Genomic DNA, 14,838 nt, shown 5'->3' with positions numbered 1-14,838 from the left:
ACTCATTGCTTACGCATAAAAGCCATTGTGGAAAAGTTACTAATGTGTGGATTGTTGATGCTAATGAAAACGGTTTAGTGTTTGCTAATATAAAGGCTATAAAGCCAATGCATTAAAAAAAACATAATTTTTCAGACCAGTCAATCCCATCAGGCAACACACTACGGCTAAACTCGATGTGTATTACCTTACGCGGCTTATTGTTAACGGTCCTGTCGGAAGCATGCATCATTAAAGGTCGCATAATCATAATACCACCGGCGTTTACGCAACAAGTATGTGCTTTTTCATTGATCCAACTAATTCCATCTGTGCGGTAAACACCTTTTAAATGCGATGCCGGCAAAACTTTAAGAGCGCCATTTTCAGCATCAGCATCATCCAAATGAATGCGTATAGTAAAATTATCTTTAAGAATATGAGTTGGCGGCTTTACGGCGAACTGATTTTGCTTGATTGTCCATGGGCCGTAACCTTTAACTTCTTTTTTTTGATTAACAGAGATGGTTAAATCCTGATGCCAGGGAACAAACCAGTTAGACTTACTTGGTTTATCAAAATAAATAGATTTAACAACAAAATAGGTGTCACTAAAAATTTCACGAATTATTTTTTTCAGATTATCGTTTAAGATGATTGACCTTACATCAGGAACCATCTTTAAAAATTGTCTGATAGCAAACAAGTCATCAGATTTACGGAAAGTGCTTGGCTTATTACCTGCTGTTTTAATTGCATCTAATATATCATCTATATCACAGGCGCTGTAAATATTGTTTATTACACAAAAACCAAGTGAAGAAATATCGTTTTTATTGTCTATTGTATGCATGGATCCAGATCAGCCGTCAAAACTAAATTAATTGGTAAATAATTATCATACGACAATTTAATAAAAGCTACTATAATTTTTATTCATATTAAGCGTACCTTTATTAAACGCCTCTGCACACGTCCCTTTAAGCCGAATAATATGAAAGATTCAGCATCCCGTATGCGGCTGTTCAATGGTCATCAAAAAATGAATGAGCAGTCTTTAAAAAAAGTGTTTTTAACTAATCTAAGTAATATTTACTCCATTAAATCTTACCTTATTGATAATTTGCCCTTAATGGCAGAAAGCGCTACGTTTATAGATCTTAAAAATGCGATACTGGAAAGCGTTGACGAGATAAGGATTCAGTTATTACGCATAGAAAGTATTTTTAAAATACTTAATGAAACCTACCACCCCGGCAGATGCCTTGGCATAAAAGCCTTTATTATTGAAGCTTACCGCGCAGCCACAGAGCCAGGAGTAACTAATTTTGAGGCAGATTTTACCATTTTGTACCACCTTAGGGCTTTGGAGGCGCTTGAAAGTGCTTGTTATGATAGTTTGTATGACATGGCGCGATCTATGCCTAACCCTGACATGAGCACTTTATTAAAGCATAACCTGGATATGGCAAATGATAGCGGTAACCTGTATAAATTGATAACTAAAGAGTACCTTAATTAAGGTAAATGGCCGGATGATTACATCCGGCCATTTACTATGCTTTTGCTGCTGCCCTTGGTTTGTGAGCTGCCTTGACAATTTCTGGTTTTAGCTCTTTGTTACGTCGTAGTATCGACATAAAGAAACCTATGACCATGATGATGGTACCTGCCCATAAAAAGTTGATGTACGGAAATTCTACAGCTTTTAATACGATAAACTTCTTTTTGCTTTCTGGCTGTTGATAAACGGTTATTTCAACCTTGTTTTGATCAGGTATAATCTTTGAGAACCGTAACTTTAAACCGGCATCCTCCACTTTTTTACCAAAATCAAAAACGTTACGGCCTTTTATCAGGTACACCGGTTCGGTAGTATAGGTTTTAACGTGCGTAATAATTTCTAACTGGGCGCCAACCGCAATATCCTTGTCGCTAAGAGGAATATCTTTCATCTTAACCTGTTTGTTAAGCGCTTTCAATACAATTTTACCTTCGCGGTAGGTTATTGTATCGCCAATTGCCATATTGTATGGAATAGGCGCATCATAATTTTTATCATCATCTGCTTGCGCGTGAGCGGTTTCCTGTTCCTGTTGCTGGGGTTCGTTGCTGAGCACATTGGTCATGGTGATATGCGTATAAAGGTCATGAAACAGGTAGTGCTTGGTATCCGGTGATGAAGACATACCACCCTGCGACTGTATAACATTTGGCCTCAGCCGAAAGGTTTCTGTTACCTTACCATTTTTTACACGCTGGTAATCGATATTGAACAAGTGCTGCGCACCTTCAACGGTGTCGCCAACAAAAGTTACCATGTACTCACCCATTTTTATGGGTTCGTTTTTGTACAAAAGGATATTTTCTTTAGGGTTTTCCTCCTTGGCAAATTCTTCACTATAACGTTCGCCGGTATTATTTTCAGATACTACTTTCTTAGTTCCTGCAGCAATCAGGGCCCCTACCAGCAACAAACCAAACCCGATGTGCGATACTGCAGACCCTGCCAGCTTATATTTGCCTTTGATTGCATCGGCAAGCACCTTTCCGTTGGCAAAAATACTATATAATGAGCACAGCATTACCAGCGAGAATACAAAGTTAAGTTTGTATAATCCGGTGGCATAAACCACAACTGCTGTTATCAATGCAGCTACCACCAAATAAACCAATGTTGTGATAAAAAAGCGGATGATCTGAGTTTGCTTGTATTTTAAAAACTGGGTAAAGCCGCTTAAAAGCATAATTACCACCGCAAATGAGCCTTGTATAACGTTGTACAACTTAACCGGATCTGTAGGTGGTGCAAACTTGGTACCGAACATCTGGTTCCATACCGGTACTGATGTAACTACAATCAGTTGCAGGCATGATAAGCCCAGGAACACGGCACCAACAAACATCCAGAATTCGCGCGAGTAGGTATCCTCATCTTTTTTAGTGATCGGCATTTCTTTCCAGCGGGATATCAACAGGTAAACCATAATGCCCAGGAAAACAAATATACCAGCTACCAATTGCCAGAACAAGCCCAGATCGGTAAAGGCATGTACCGATGTTTCTCCCAAGACGCCGCTGCGGGCCAGGAACGATGAGTACCATACCAGCACAAAGCTTAGCATGGTTAAAAAAGCAGCCGTAAAATATGAGTGACCACTGTTTTTAAATACTATTAAAACGTGCACCGCTGCAACTAATACCAGCCACGGAAAAATTGAGGCATTTTCAACCGGGTCCCAAGCCCAAAAGCCATCAAAGTTGAGCGATTCATAAGCCCAAAACGAACCCATGATAATACCGGTACCCAGCACCATACATCCAAATAACCCATAAGGAATAGCAGGTGTTACCCACTCTTTGAACCGCCTTTGCCACAAGCCTGCAACAGCATAAGCAAAAGGGACCACTAATGATGCTATACCTAAAAACAATGTTGGCGGGTGTATCACCATCCAGTAATTTTGAAGCGAGGGGTTCATTCCCTTACCGTCTTTAATAAAGCTCAGGTAATCAGGATTTTTAAAGATAGGTGCTTCCATAGCATTGCGCAGCAGTAAAAACGGCGAGCTGCCGATATGCGCGCTGCCTATTTGCAAACCCAATATCATTGTTCCCAATACTACTTGTGATAAGGCAAGCGTGGTCATTACAGGTTTTTCCCATGAACCGGCCTTCCAGATCAGGATATTGCCTAAAACAGCTTCCCAAAATAACCAAAGTAAAAAGCCGCCTTCCTGCCCATTCCAGAAACCTGATATTAAATAATAAACAGGCAGATCGCGCGAGGTGTATGACCAGGCGTAATGATACTCGAAATAGTGATTATAAAGTATATAAAACAAACAAACACCCATGCCAACTATGGCCAGCGTGTTTAACCAGTAACCTATGCGGCCAAGGCGCAACCATGAGTTATCGCTCTCTGGAGCGGTCTCCGTAGTGGCAAAGTAGTAACAAATGAATGAGAAAAGAGCCGACCCAAATGCAAGGACAATAAAAAACTGGCCCAGATCACCCGGAAAAAGGTGCTCGCCTTTAAATGCTATATCCATTAATTAATAAAATTATATGCTGGCGCTTTTGGCCTTTGCTTCAGTAACGTTCAGTTTATCATCGGTATATTTAGAAGGGCATTTCATCAATATTTTAGATGCATGAAATTCTTTACCCTTCATTTGCCCGGTAAGTACAATTTGTTCCGAACGCTCAAAATCCTGTGGTTTAGTACCGTTAAACACTACCTTACATTCCTCGCCTTTATTATCTTTCATGTAAAAAGAAAAGTAGTTTGCATCCTTGGTGGCATCATAAAACAATTCTTTTTGTTTATTAAGATGCCCCACCACATGCAGCTCGGTATCGGTTTTACGGGCATCATTAAAAGACCCGTAAGTGCTTGTATTTGAATAGGTACTTATAATTACTGCTATTGCAATAGCAATGGTTACTATACCAAAAATTGCGCTTTTTTTCATGTATTGATTTGCCTGTATTAACAGATTTGCAAAAATACAAAACGCAAAGCTAATAACGTTTATTACAAGCGATATATGTTATTTAGAATCGTTATTGATTAATGTGCGATGAGTAGTGAATGGCGAGCACACGTTTCAAAATGTGGTTTGCTGCTAAAAGCCAGCTTAACCTTTTAAATACTTAAAAAAGCTTGTGACCAATAAATCTAATTAATATCTTTAATTTATTAAATCTCTTTAATACATATCTCCTTCTTAGGGTACTATCCGGCACCCGGTACGCTGCTTAAAGCAGCCTGACATTCTATTCATTTTATTAAAGAGAAATCATGAACAACATTTATCAAGTAGCATTAATTGGCGGCACAGGTAAAGCCGGCAAGTATTTGCTTAAACAATTACTATCAGTGGGTTACAAGGTTAAATTGCTACATCGCAAGCCAGATAAGGTCACTATAAACCATCCATTACTTAAAATAGTTAAGGGTAACGCCCGTAATTACCACAACCTATCCGATCTGTTTACGGGCTGCCATGCTGTATTAAGCTGCCTTGGACAGCCCTTAGGCGAATCAAGCATTTTTAGTGATGCCACGCTTAATATTCTTAAAGCTATGGAAGCTAATGCCATTAGCAGATATATTTGTATCGCCGGACTTAATGTTGATACGCCTTTTGACAGAAAGGGCCATGCAGCAACCTTTGGAACCAAATGGATGTACGAGAATTATCCTGTAACAACTACCGACCGGCAGCGTGAGTATGAGTTACTATCAGCATCTGATACGGACTGGACGATGGTACGCTTACCCCTTATCATTCAAACCGACGAAACGTCGGTTATTAATGTTGATCTGACGGATTGCCCGGGTAATGAAATAAGTGCCACAAGCCTTGCCTTATTTATAATTGAACAACTTAAAAGCAGGAAGTTCATCAAAAAAGCACCATTCATTGCAAATCAATAATGATGACAATTTGCCTAACTCAACTGCATATGGCACATTTGTGATGACATTAAACAAAAAAGAGCGCTTATTGGGCGCTCTTTGATATTATATAAAACTTGATCTGTATCCGATCATGGCCACACGCCAAGGTTTTGGTAGGATACAGCAATCTTATTGATAGCACCAACCATAGCGGCATTACGTAATGTCCCAATAGCAGGGTTGCTTTTATAGATCTCTCGTATCTCGTGGTACGAACGGATCATGGTATCTTCTAATCCGGAATTTACTAATTCCAGTTCTGATGCACCTTTAACAATTGTCGCACGCTGTATAGGCGTTAACGAAATGCCTGTAATACCCTCAACCATGTTCACCAGGTTTAGGTTTGAGTTTTCTTCAAATCGGCGGTTCATGCGGCCAAATGCTACATGGCTCAGGTTTTTCAGCCACTCAAAGTATGATACCGTTACACCACCGGCGTTAGCATACATATCAGGGATGATGATACCACCATTCTGATAAAATATAGCTTCAGCTTCCGGAGATGTTGGCCCGTTAGCACCTTCTGCAATAATTTTCGCTTTAATATTACGCACGTTTTCAACCGTTATCTGGTTTTCAAGAGCAGCAGGCACCAGGATGTCGCATGGCTGCTCCATGCCATCCATGGTGTTTTTAAATTCCTGTTTAGCGCCAGCATAACCTAATATTGAACCGGTTGACTTACGATGCTGGAACACAGCCTCAACATCAAGTCCATCCGGATTGTAAATTGCGCCTTCAAACTCGCATATACCTACTATCAGTGCGCCAAATTCAGATAAAAACTTGGCCGAATAGTAACCAACATTACCCAAGCCTTGTACAATTATTTTTTTGCCGGAAAGCCCTGTAGTTAAGCCTACTTTGTCCATATCCTCGGCAACACTTACACACTCGCGCACTGCTATAGCTACGCCGCGGCCGGTAGCTTCCCTTCTGCCTGCAATACCATGCAGGGCAATTGGTTTACCGGTAACTGCTCCTAAAGCATCTAACTGTCCCGGGTTCATGGTTGCATAGGTATCAGCTATCCAGCTCATTTCGCGCTCACCAGAACCATAGTCAGGCGCAGGTACATCAATGCTTGGGCCTATAAAATTCTTTTTAATTAACTCAACCGTATAGCGCCTTGTTATATTTTCCAGTTCACCTACAGTGTAATTTTTAGGATTTATTTTGATACCACCTTTTGCCCCGCCAAACGGAACATTAACAATAGCGCATTTATAAGTCATGAGGGCTGCAAGCGCCATAACTTCGTCCTCGTTTACCATTTCGCTGTAGCGGATACCTCCCTTTGTGGGCGACTGGTGATGCGAGTGTTCTACACGCCATGCATCTATTACTTCAAAACCATTGCCTTTACGTATAGGGAAACGAAAGCGGTAAACACTGTTACATGATTTTATCTGATCTAATAAACCAGCATCGTGCTTAGTAAATTGCGCTGCGTAATCAAAGTTTTTACAAACGTCACCAAAAAAGTGAGTTTCCTGATTAGCAGTCGGATTATTGATATTCATAATTAGAAATAATTGGATTAATTATTAACTTCATAAAAAAGCACCCAAATGTGGAACTTTTTTTATCATTTTCACAAAAGCTTTTTAAAGTGTGTTACCCGTACACTCATCACAATTGTATTAAAAACAGTGTTTAAACACTGTATAAAGTTATTTTGATTTAATTTTCTTTTTCTATTTTTTTTAGCCGCCTGTCGATACTGAACAAATAGATAGCTAAGCCTGCAAACACAATAGCGATGGTAGTTACCACAACGTATATTTTGCCCGAAGTGCGCAGCGTATCAGCCATTTCAACATTTTTAGGGTCTTGCGCGTAAACACTTGCAAAGCACAAAATCATTAATACAAGGGAAAAGAGTTTTTTCATTTTAGTTGATAGCATTCTTTTTGTGTTCAATTAAACGTATGCGGTAACGTATACTGGCTATCCAAAGTGATAGCAAGCTCCAACCAATAAAAGCCGGATAAAGTACCAGGCGCATGTGGCTGTCCAGGTCATATTTGTTAAAACCGGGATTACCGCCGGCTCCTCCCGGATGCAGGGAGTCTGTCATCCGCGGCAGTACAAATAACAGCACAATCATTATCGGAAATGCGAAAATGTTATAAATGGCAGAAATTCTTGCACGCATCTGTTCTTCTTCAATAGAATTGCGCAGCACCAGGTACGCGCAATAAAGTAAAAAAGCTATGGCTGCGCTGTTTTGCTTAGGATCGCCGCTCCAGAACTCACCCCAGGTGTATTTGGCCCAAAGCATGCCGGTTACCAGGCCCAGCGCATAAAATATCATTCCGGTGTTTACACATTCTACAGCAGCCAGGTCGTGCTCCTCTTTACCAGTACGCAGGTATAATACGCTGTAAAAAACAGATATCACCAATGCAGTCAGCATGGCCATCCACATAGGCACGTGGAAATAAAGATTGCGAATGGTTTCGTGTAAAATATCAAGGCGGGGCACCTGAAAAAGCATTCCGGCAATCATCGTATAAAATACCAGGACAACTGCCAATACCTTCCACCAGGTTTTATATATAAAATTCATAGCAAAATTATGGCGCAAAGGTAATAATAAGATATTTTCAATTATATGCTCATTGTCATTATTAGCAATGTGTTACTATGCAAGCATAGTAATTGCAAAAGTTACGGTGTTTACCACTTACCTTTATAAGTATTGCACTGAAAAACTCAAAATTAAAATAGGCAGTTAAGGGAAAGACTAAGGACTAAGGACTACCGCCTATTCTCCCGGTTCATAATCTACAGGCAGCATGTCGCCCAATTTAGCTTTGGACCACGTACCTTCATTCAATGGCGCATTAGTTACAATAGTGCCGTTCATATCAAAAACCGCGTAGCCGCCATTAAGGGTTATCACACTTGCTTCGTAGTTAGGCATATCAAGCGGGCGGTACAGATCTTTGAAATCATAACTTTCTCGCTTTTTTGTATAAACAACATAAAGATACCGTGGAAAGGTTATAACATATATACCGTTTTGCCTTGTTGTACGTACCACATCAAAAGCCTTGAGTGCAGGCCTGGTAAGGCTTTCATGATACCACTTAGGCATCTTTTCTTTATCCAGCCAAAACATTATTGAGTCGCGGTTTATGCCATTAAACTGCTTGAGCTTTTTCTGAATGATAGCTTCCGGCGGACGGTTTGGGTCTATCTCTCGGTTAAAGTCATAAATTTGAAAACCATCTTCAGTAAGCCTGTTCTTGTAAAGCGACCGGTAAAAATGTTTAGATGAACCGTAGTAAGCCTCATCACGCTTTCCCTTCCACTTCTTTTTTTGCGCTTCGCTGCCCGGCAGGTCTTCAAACAGCGCCCTGCCCGAGTAACTTATCGTATTGGCAATGTTATCGCTTTTAAAATCGTTGAGTAAGAATTTTACACGGTAGCCTAACGCCTGGTTCTCTACCACCAAAAACTCATCTGTAGATGCCTCTAATGTCTGAGAACGCCGGTTAAAGCCCAGATTAAGCACGCGCGGGTTATCTACCTTACATAATTTTGAATTATTGTTTACCCCGATGAAATCCTTTTTAAATTTTTCGTAATTCTTCTTCCAGTCGGCGTTAGTAGTGATTACCACCTCGCGCATCATCATCACTTTAGGTGTAAGCGATATATTAAGATCTGTAGTATTATTATTGACCTGTACCTGTTGGCTATATTCCTCGAAACCAAGTACCGAAACAATAATATCGTATTGCCCGGGCTTAACACCGTTCAGCGTAAAAGAGCCATCATCAGCAGTAGCCGTACCAAACGTAGCATTGTTTAAAAATACACTGGCCTTAGGTACAGGGTTATTTGTGCCTTGAGCAACAACTTTACCTCGTATAACGCCGCTTTGTGCAAACAACATAGCAGTTAAGCATACAATAACAATTGTTGTAAATAAGCACTTAAGGGTCAGTCGCGCCATAAATATGGGAACAATATAAGTGATGATGCAATAACAATTATATTTATTGCCAATAAAACACTAATGTTTCCAAGGCTCAGGCTACGATCGATACCATCCATTGCAGATTTACTTACCTTAACCAATAATAATATGACAGGGATGATCACCGGAAAACTTAATATGGCCATTAAAGTACCATTATTACCGGCTTTTGATGCTATGGCTGATATCATAGTGAATACTGTAGAGAAACTCATGCTGCCTAATAAAACTGTTAATACGTAAAACAACAGGTCGCCCGGTGTATTAGGAAAAAAAAGCATGTAAACAACAAACGCCAGAATGCTCAATAACCACATCAAAAGGGTGTTATAAATTGTTTTTGAGAGGATAATGGCTTGCGGATGCGCAATAGTATAATAGTATAATAACCGTGCACGGCTTTCCTGTAAAAAACTTTTGGCAATGGCATTTACCGATGCAAACAGCATAATTATCCAGAACAGGATATTCCACACAATGGGGTAGCCGCCACTTTGCTTAAAACCGGGATTAAGGTTAAAGGAAATGTAGCATACAAACACAGTTGAAACTATGTAAAGCAATACACCATTAAAGGCATATTTGGATCGCCACTCCAAAATAATTTCTTTTTTTAAAAGCTCAACAGTTTGCCCCGCAAGTTTCATGATGCAAAGAAAGGTAAATTAAAAAGTAAATTTAAATTTTGATGTTTATTGCTGTGAAGTAAATTAACTTAGCCAGATGAATAATTTGCGGTTAAATGATAAATGGATATTGGTTACAGGTGCTTCATCCGGCCTGGGGCAGGAAATGGCACGACAGTTGGCCAACATCCATAACGCTAACCTTATAATTGCTGCCCGCCGGGCTGATAAATTACAACAGTTAAAAACAGAACTTGAACAGCAGGCCGGCGTAAAGATTAAAGTCGTTGTAGCCGACCTCTCCATACTTGAAGATGCTGACAGATTAATTGCAGAAAGCATTGCCGATGGAAACTTATATGGCGCGATACTGAATGCCGGCGTTACTTATTTCGGCCGCCACAAACAACTGTCATGGGATAAATTTGAAGGTATCCTCAAAACTAATGTCACTGGTGTAGTGCGCATGACCAATGCACTTATTAATTACTTTGACCAGCCAGGCAAGGAAGGCGGGCTTATGCTGGTATCAAGCATGGCCGGATTTTTCCCGGTGCCTTACCAAACAGCTTATTCAGCTACCAAGGCTTTTATCAACGCGTTTGGCAATGCCCTTCATAACGAGCTTACCAATCCTGATTTTTCTATAACCGTATTTGCACCGGGGGGCATTGCTACCGAAATGACCCATGGCGCCGAATTTAATGATCTTAAAGGCTGGTTGATGCCTGTACAGCAAGCTGCAAAAGAGGCTATAAATGCCTTTACAACACGCAAGTATAATTATGTGCCCGGCCTTATGAACCGCATAGGCAACGTGTTCATGAATTTTTTACCTAAAAAATTTATTGGTTCGCGCATGAGCAAGGTTTACCTTAAGTCGTTAATCAAGTCTGAAAAGTAATTGAGCGCCATGGCCGAAGTTTTCTACCAGACACCCTTGGGAATAGCTCATATTGTTGAAGAAGATGGTTTTATTTGTAAAGTATCCGTAAGGGATGAACTTATACCCCCAACGCCGACAACTTCTCTCCTTTTACTCGAATCGATGAAGCAACTTGACGAATATTTTGCAGGTAATCGAAAAGTTTTTGACTTGCCTATAAAACAGCCGGGGTCTGATTTTCAACAACAGGTTTGGCTTGAACTTCTAAAAATACCTTATGGGAGCACCATTACTTACAGTAAACAATCGCTGAATATGAATAGCCCGCTTGCCATACGTGCAATTGCCGCAGCAAACGGGAAAAACAATTTATGGATAATCGTGCCGTGCCACCGTGTGATAGGAAGCAATGGTAGTTTAACCGGTTATGCAGGCGGCTTATGGCGCAAAAAATGGCTGCTTGATCATGAAACACGGGTTACAGGTATCGGCCAGACTAAGCTGGCTTTTTAGGTTCTATTTTACCGCTTAACAACTTTTCTATTTTAGCATGTAACTCGTACGGTTCAAAAGGCTTGGGTAATATATCGTTCATACCTGCAGCCATGGCTTCTACCTGCTCATGCTCAAATGCCGAAGCCGATAATGACAGGATAGGTATACTGCGTTTTGGTTCCTCAAAATCTATCCGTATGGCTCTTGATGCCTGGTAACCGTTTAAACCAGGCATGTGGGTATCCATCAAAATCAAATCATAATCATTTTGCTGCAGCTTTTCTAAAACCTTGTTTCCGTTGTCGGCAATGTCAAAATCTATGTTCCAGTCTTTAAGCATTTTTGATACCATAAACTGGTTAACCATATTATCTTCAGCAACCAACACGCGGGTATAAACAAACTTTGAAAGTAGTTTATTCGGCCTTACAGGTTTAGGCACATTAGGCTGATTAACAATATCAAACCAGTTAGTAAAGTTAAATACACTTCCTTCTCCCGGCTTGCTGCTTACCGTCAGATCACCGCCTTTTAACTCAACCAGCTTTTTTACAATAGTAAGCCCCAGGCCCGTGCCCCCGTATTTGGTAGCGGTATCGTCCTCCGCCTGTTCAAACGACTCAAAAATGTGCGACAATCTGGCCTGTGGTATACCAATACCTGTGTCCTCAACACTAAATTTAAGTTTCACCTTTGCCGAATCGAGCTTTTGCAAAACAGATACCTTCAATTTCACATATCCCCTTTCGGTAAACTTAATGGCGTTGCTTAACAGGTTCATCAATATCTGATTTAACCTGAGCGAATCAACCAGTAAGGTTTCGGGGACGTCGTTATCTATTTCCAGTAAAAATTCAATGCTTTTTTCATCAGCCTGATATTTAAGCAATCCGTAAACCGCATTTATAATACCACGTACATTATTTGGCGTGCGTACAATACTGAACTTACCTGCTTCTATCTTTGACAAGTCGAGCACATCATTTATCACCCCAAGTAAGGAGCGTGACGACGACTCCATCATGTCAAGTAAGTTGCTTTGCTGCTCGTCTATACTTGTTTTTCGAAGCAAATTAGTTAAACCTATGATACCATTCACAGGGGTACGCAGCTCGTGGCTCATGTTAGCCAGAAAAGCTTCCTTAACCTTTTTCCCATATTCTGCCGCTTCTTTTGATTTGATCAGTTGCTGCTGATAACTTTTTTGCGGGGAAATATCGCTAACATTCATAAAAATGGTGCGTGCGCGATAGGATATGCGGCACTCTGTCCATATTATTCTTTTATCAAACGTATTGAACTGAAATTCAATAGCAGAAAAACTTTTATTGTCCTTAATTATTTCACCTAATTTAGTCCTGAAAAAAGGCTGTTGAGATTCAATAGCAAAATCAACAACGCTTTTACCAATAACTTCATCTGGCTTATAACCCAATATAGTTTCTATTGCTGGGTTAATGGTTTTTATGCGCAAGCTATCAGCATCTACAGAACAAATAATATCTGCACTATTTTTCACCACTACAGCAAAATTTTGCAGGTCTTCATTTTTTTGCCTCACCTCTTCCTGCGTGCGCGCCAGTTGTATAAAAGCGTCTACTTTTGCCGAGGTAATATAAGGGTCAAGCGGCTTATACAGGTAATCTACTGCGCCGGCACCAAATCCCTTAACTGCATATTTAGCCTCCTTGGATATTGCGGTAACAAATATTACTAATATATCCTTTGTACGAGGGTTTGATTTCAGCATTTCTACCAGTTCAAAACCATCCATTTCCGGCATTTGTACGTCAACCAGCGCTATGGATATCTGATTTTCCCAGGCTAATTTCAAAGCCTCGTTGGGCGATGTTGTAGAAAATAACTTGATATCATTGCGCTGTAGCAGCGCTTCAAGAGTAATTATATTTTCCTTTCTGTCATCAACAATAAGGATGTTTGTAGGGGTCATTGGGTTGTGTGGTATCAGGTGGTGTCTTCAAGTAGTTCAAATATTTCTTTTGTTGTCAAAACATATTCGGCAGCCTGAATATCAATTGCCGATTGCGGCATTTCGGCCATTTCTGCATCAGCAGGATCCTGTGCGATGGTGAGGGCGCCACTCTGGCGCAGCTTTAACAAACCTTCTGCACCATCCTGATTTGCCCCAGACAATAAAATGGCAGCGGCGCTTTTATTGTACACATCAGCAACGCTTTCAAAGGTAACATCTATAGATGGCTTTGAATACCAAACTGCTTCTGATACATCAAGGCTAAAAAAACCTTCTTCTTCAACAAGGGTATGATAGTTTGCCGGAGCAATATATATGGTATTTTGCCTTATTGGCTCCTTATCACTTACTTCCCGCAACAACATACGGCTATTTTCAGCAAACAGTTTTTCAATTTCGCTGAAAAAATTTTTTTTACGGTGGATAACGATGATAACCGTTTTATTGAACCGCTCAGGCAATTGTTTCACCATACGGAACAACAGCTTAAATGACCCAGCCGAACCGCCGAGCAAAAGTACTTGTGCCTGTTGCCACCGTTTCCGTATGTTATTATCAAGCGCCAATTTTTTGATATATGTTTTCTTTTTGATTGATAACCCTGAACTTTTGCCGGAAAGCATCAGAGCGGATGGTTTCCTTATTACCCAGGCATAAATAACCTAAAGGGCATAAACTGTTATAAAAAAGATCAAGTATGCGGTACTGAAGCTCAGTTTCAAAATAAATAAAAACGTTACGGCAGCTTATCATCTGAAACTCGTTAAAACAGGTATCAGATATCAGATTATGTACGGAAAACAGTGTATTCTGTTTTAATTCGCTGTGTATGGCAGCGGCATCGTACATAATGGTAAAATAATCAGTAAGCGAACCGGGCAAGCCTGTAAACAAATAATTTTCGGCATAGCTCTTAATCTTCCGAAGGCTATATATCCCTTTTTTTGCTTCATTTAATACTTCGGTGTTGATGTCCGTTCCGTATATAAATGACCGGTTAATTAGTTTCTCCTCATTAAGCAGGATGGCCAAAGAATATACTTCCTCCCCTGAGGAGCAACCTGCGCACCATATTTTAAGATGCTGGTAAGTGGATAGGTAAGGAACAACCTGATTACGCAGCGCTTTATAGAAGGCAGGATCGCGAAACATTTCTGTAACGTTCACCGTCACTTCTTCTAAAAATTCCTGGAAAAATGCAGGACTATTTATCAGTATATGCTTAAGATCGTAAAAGCTCAGCTTTTTCAGCATCAATATGCGCGAAACCCTTCGTTTAAAAGAGGCTTCGGTATAATCACTAAAATCAAAACCGTGAATTTTTTTTATAATATCAATCAGCTCTGTTAATTGTGTGCCCGAAATAGCATCTTTAGTAGCAGGTATCTTCATATA

Annotated in this window: 15 protein-coding genes; 4 read left to right on the top strand and 11 right to left on the bottom strand. The window is 40.2% G+C overall.

Annotation, left to right across the window (positions count from 1 at the left end):
* Positions 1-112: 112 nt before the first annotated feature.
* Positions 113-832, bottom strand: a complete 720-nt coding sequence (locus ACFQZX_RS12630; RefSeq protein ID WP_377115834.1) for a phytanoyl-CoA dioxygenase family protein — start codon at positions 830-832, stop codon at positions 113-115.
* Positions 833-973: 141 nt separating this feature from the next.
* Here ACFQZX_RS12630 and ACFQZX_RS12625 point away from each other — a divergent pair, with 141 nt between their 5' ends.
* Positions 974-1,501, top strand: a complete 528-nt coding sequence (locus ACFQZX_RS12625) for a DUF892 family protein (protein ID WP_377115832.1) — start codon at positions 974-976, stop codon at positions 1,499-1,501.
* A 34-nt stretch (positions 1,502-1,535) separates the two neighbouring features.
* Here ACFQZX_RS12625 and ccsA (ACFQZX_RS12620) read toward each other — a convergent pair whose 3' ends face one another.
* Both ccsA (ACFQZX_RS12620) and ACFQZX_RS12615 read right to left on the bottom strand, forming a co-directional pair.
* Positions 1,536-4,034 carry a cytochrome c biogenesis protein CcsA gene (gene ccsA / locus ACFQZX_RS12620; RefSeq protein WP_377115830.1) on the bottom strand — a complete coding sequence of 833 codons (2,499 nt, stop codon included), beginning with the start codon at positions 4,032-4,034 and terminating at the stop codon, positions 1,536-1,538.
* Positions 4,035-4,046: 12 nt separating this feature from the next.
* A complete protein-coding gene (locus ACFQZX_RS12615) occupies positions 4,047-4,457 on the bottom strand; it encodes a cytochrome c maturation protein CcmE domain-containing protein (protein ID WP_377115828.1) in 411 nt (136 codons plus the stop codon).
* A gap of 329 nt (positions 4,458-4,786) precedes the next feature.
* On the opposite strand from ACFQZX_RS12615, the gene ACFQZX_RS12610 reads away from it, so the two are divergent.
* Positions 4,787-5,425, top strand: coding sequence for an NAD(P)-dependent oxidoreductase (locus tag ACFQZX_RS12610; protein WP_377115826.1), 639 nt, complete (start codon positions 4,787-4,789; stop codon positions 5,423-5,425).
* Positions 5,426-5,538: 113 nt separating this feature from the next.
* Here ACFQZX_RS12610 and ACFQZX_RS12605 read toward each other — a convergent pair whose 3' ends face one another.
* From ACFQZX_RS12605 to ACFQZX_RS12585, 5 genes are all read right to left on the bottom strand, one after another.
* The gene (locus ACFQZX_RS12605) at positions 5,539-6,975 is read right to left on the bottom strand and encodes a Glu/Leu/Phe/Val family dehydrogenase (protein WP_377115824.1); all 1,437 of its coding nucleotides are present in this window, start codon (positions 6,973-6,975) and stop codon (positions 5,539-5,541) included.
* Between the two features lie 160 nt (positions 6,976-7,135).
* Positions 7,136-7,345 carry a CcmD family protein gene (locus ACFQZX_RS12600; protein WP_377115822.1) on the bottom strand — a complete coding sequence of 70 codons (210 nt, stop codon included), beginning with the start codon at positions 7,343-7,345 and terminating at the stop codon, positions 7,136-7,138.
* Position 7,346: 1 nt separating this feature from the next.
* Positions 7,347-8,015, bottom strand: a complete 669-nt coding sequence (gene ccsA, locus ACFQZX_RS12595; RefSeq protein WP_377115897.1) for a cytochrome c biogenesis protein CcsA — start codon at positions 8,013-8,015, stop codon at positions 7,347-7,349.
* A gap of 207 nt (positions 8,016-8,222) precedes the next feature.
* Positions 8,223-9,359 (bottom strand): carboxypeptidase-like regulatory domain-containing protein, encoded by a 1,137-nt coding sequence (locus ACFQZX_RS12590; RefSeq protein ID WP_377115820.1) that lies wholly within the window; start codon positions 9,357-9,359, stop codon positions 8,223-8,225.
* 47 nt (positions 9,360-9,406) lie between these two features.
* Positions 9,407-10,090, bottom strand: a complete 684-nt coding sequence (locus ACFQZX_RS12585; protein WP_377115818.1) for a heme exporter protein CcmB — start codon at positions 10,088-10,090, stop codon at positions 9,407-9,409.
* 76 nt (positions 10,091-10,166) lie between these two features.
* Here ACFQZX_RS12585 and ACFQZX_RS12580 point away from each other — a divergent pair, with 76 nt between their 5' ends.
* Both ACFQZX_RS12580 and ACFQZX_RS12575 read left to right on the top strand, forming a co-directional pair.
* Positions 10,167-10,973 (top strand): SDR family NAD(P)-dependent oxidoreductase, encoded by an 807-nt coding sequence (locus ACFQZX_RS12580; protein WP_377115816.1) that lies wholly within the window; start codon positions 10,167-10,169, stop codon positions 10,971-10,973.
* Between the two features lie 9 nt (positions 10,974-10,982).
* Positions 10,983-11,468 carry a methylated-DNA--[protein]-cysteine S-methyltransferase gene (locus tag ACFQZX_RS12575; protein WP_377115814.1) on the top strand — a complete coding sequence of 162 codons (486 nt, stop codon included), beginning with the start codon at positions 10,983-10,985 and terminating at the stop codon, positions 11,466-11,468.
* Here the strand turns inward: ACFQZX_RS12575 and ACFQZX_RS12570 are convergent.
* From ACFQZX_RS12570 to ACFQZX_RS12560, 3 genes are read right to left on the bottom strand one after another with little or no spacing between them, the layout of a single operon-like run.
* On the bottom strand, positions 11,452-13,401 hold the full coding sequence (locus tag ACFQZX_RS12570; protein WP_377115812.1) for a response regulator: 1,950 nt from the start codon (positions 13,399-13,401) through the stop codon (positions 11,452-11,454). The genes ACFQZX_RS12575 and ACFQZX_RS12570 overlap by 17 nt on opposite strands.
* A gap of 14 nt (positions 13,402-13,415) precedes the next feature.
* The gene (locus ACFQZX_RS12565) at positions 13,416-14,066 is read right to left on the bottom strand and encodes a chemotaxis protein CheB (protein ID WP_377115810.1); all 651 of its coding nucleotides are present in this window, start codon (positions 14,064-14,066) and stop codon (positions 13,416-13,418) included.
* Positions 13,999-14,835 (bottom strand): CheR family methyltransferase, encoded by an 837-nt coding sequence (locus tag ACFQZX_RS12560; protein WP_377115808.1) that lies wholly within the window; start codon positions 14,833-14,835, stop codon positions 13,999-14,001. Before ACFQZX_RS12560 ends, ACFQZX_RS12565 begins: the two co-directional genes overlap by 68 nt.
* Positions 14,836-14,838 lie beyond the last annotated feature (3 nt).

The organism is Mucilaginibacter litoreus (genome assembly GCF_042676805.1).
Classification (GTDB): Bacteria; Bacteroidota; Bacteroidia; order Sphingobacteriales; family Sphingobacteriaceae; genus Mucilaginibacter; species Mucilaginibacter litoreus.
Note: the sequence above shows the minus strand (reverse complement) of the source record. Positions and strands in the feature narration are given on the sequence as shown.

Bases quoted from the DNA above. Each gene is read 5' to 3' on its own strand.
- ccsA (WP_377115830.1), bottom strand. From the start codon at position 4,034: ATGGATATAGCATTTAAAGGCGAGCACCTTTTTCCGGGTGATCTGGGC.
- ACFQZX_RS12580 (WP_377115816.1), top strand. From the start codon at position 10,167: ATGAATAATTTGCGGTTAAATGATAAATGGATATTGGTTACAGGTGCT.
- ACFQZX_RS12570 (WP_377115812.1), bottom strand. From the start codon at position 13,401: ATGACCCCTACAAACATCCTTATTGTTGATGACAGAAAGGAAAATATA.
- ACFQZX_RS12625 (WP_377115832.1), top strand. From the start codon at position 974: ATGAAAGATTCAGCATCCCGTATGCGGCTGTTCAATGGTCATCAAAAA.
- ACFQZX_RS12605 (WP_377115824.1), bottom strand. From the start codon at position 6,975: ATGAATATCAATAATCCGACTGCTAATCAGGAAACTCACTTTTTTGGT.
- ACFQZX_RS12630 (WP_377115834.1), bottom strand. From the start codon at position 832: ATGCATACAATAGACAATAAAAACGATATTTCTTCACTTGGTTTTTGT.
- ACFQZX_RS12560 (WP_377115808.1), bottom strand. From the start codon at position 14,835: ATGAAGATACCTGCTACTAAAGATGCTATTTCGGGCACACAATTAACA.
- ACFQZX_RS12565 (WP_377115810.1), bottom strand. From the start codon at position 14,066: ATGCTTTCCGGCAAAAGTTCAGGGTTATCAATCAAAAAGAAAACATAT.
- ACFQZX_RS12610 (WP_377115826.1), top strand. From the start codon at position 4,787: ATGAACAACATTTATCAAGTAGCATTAATTGGCGGCACAGGTAAAGCC.
- ACFQZX_RS12600 (WP_377115822.1), bottom strand. From the start codon at position 7,345: ATGAAAAAACTCTTTTCCCTTGTATTAATGATTTTGTGCTTTGCAAGT.
- ACFQZX_RS12575 (WP_377115814.1), top strand. From the start codon at position 10,983: ATGGCCGAAGTTTTCTACCAGACACCCTTGGGAATAGCTCATATTGTT.
- ACFQZX_RS12615 (WP_377115828.1), bottom strand. From the start codon at position 4,457: ATGAAAAAAAGCGCAATTTTTGGTATAGTAACCATTGCTATTGCAATA.
- ACFQZX_RS12585 (WP_377115818.1), bottom strand. From the start codon at position 10,090: ATGAAACTTGCGGGGCAAACTGTTGAGCTTTTAAAAAAAGAAATTATT.
- ACFQZX_RS12590 (WP_377115820.1), bottom strand. From the start codon at position 9,359: ATGTTGTTTGCACAAAGCGGCGTTATACGAGGTAAAGTTGTTGCTCAA.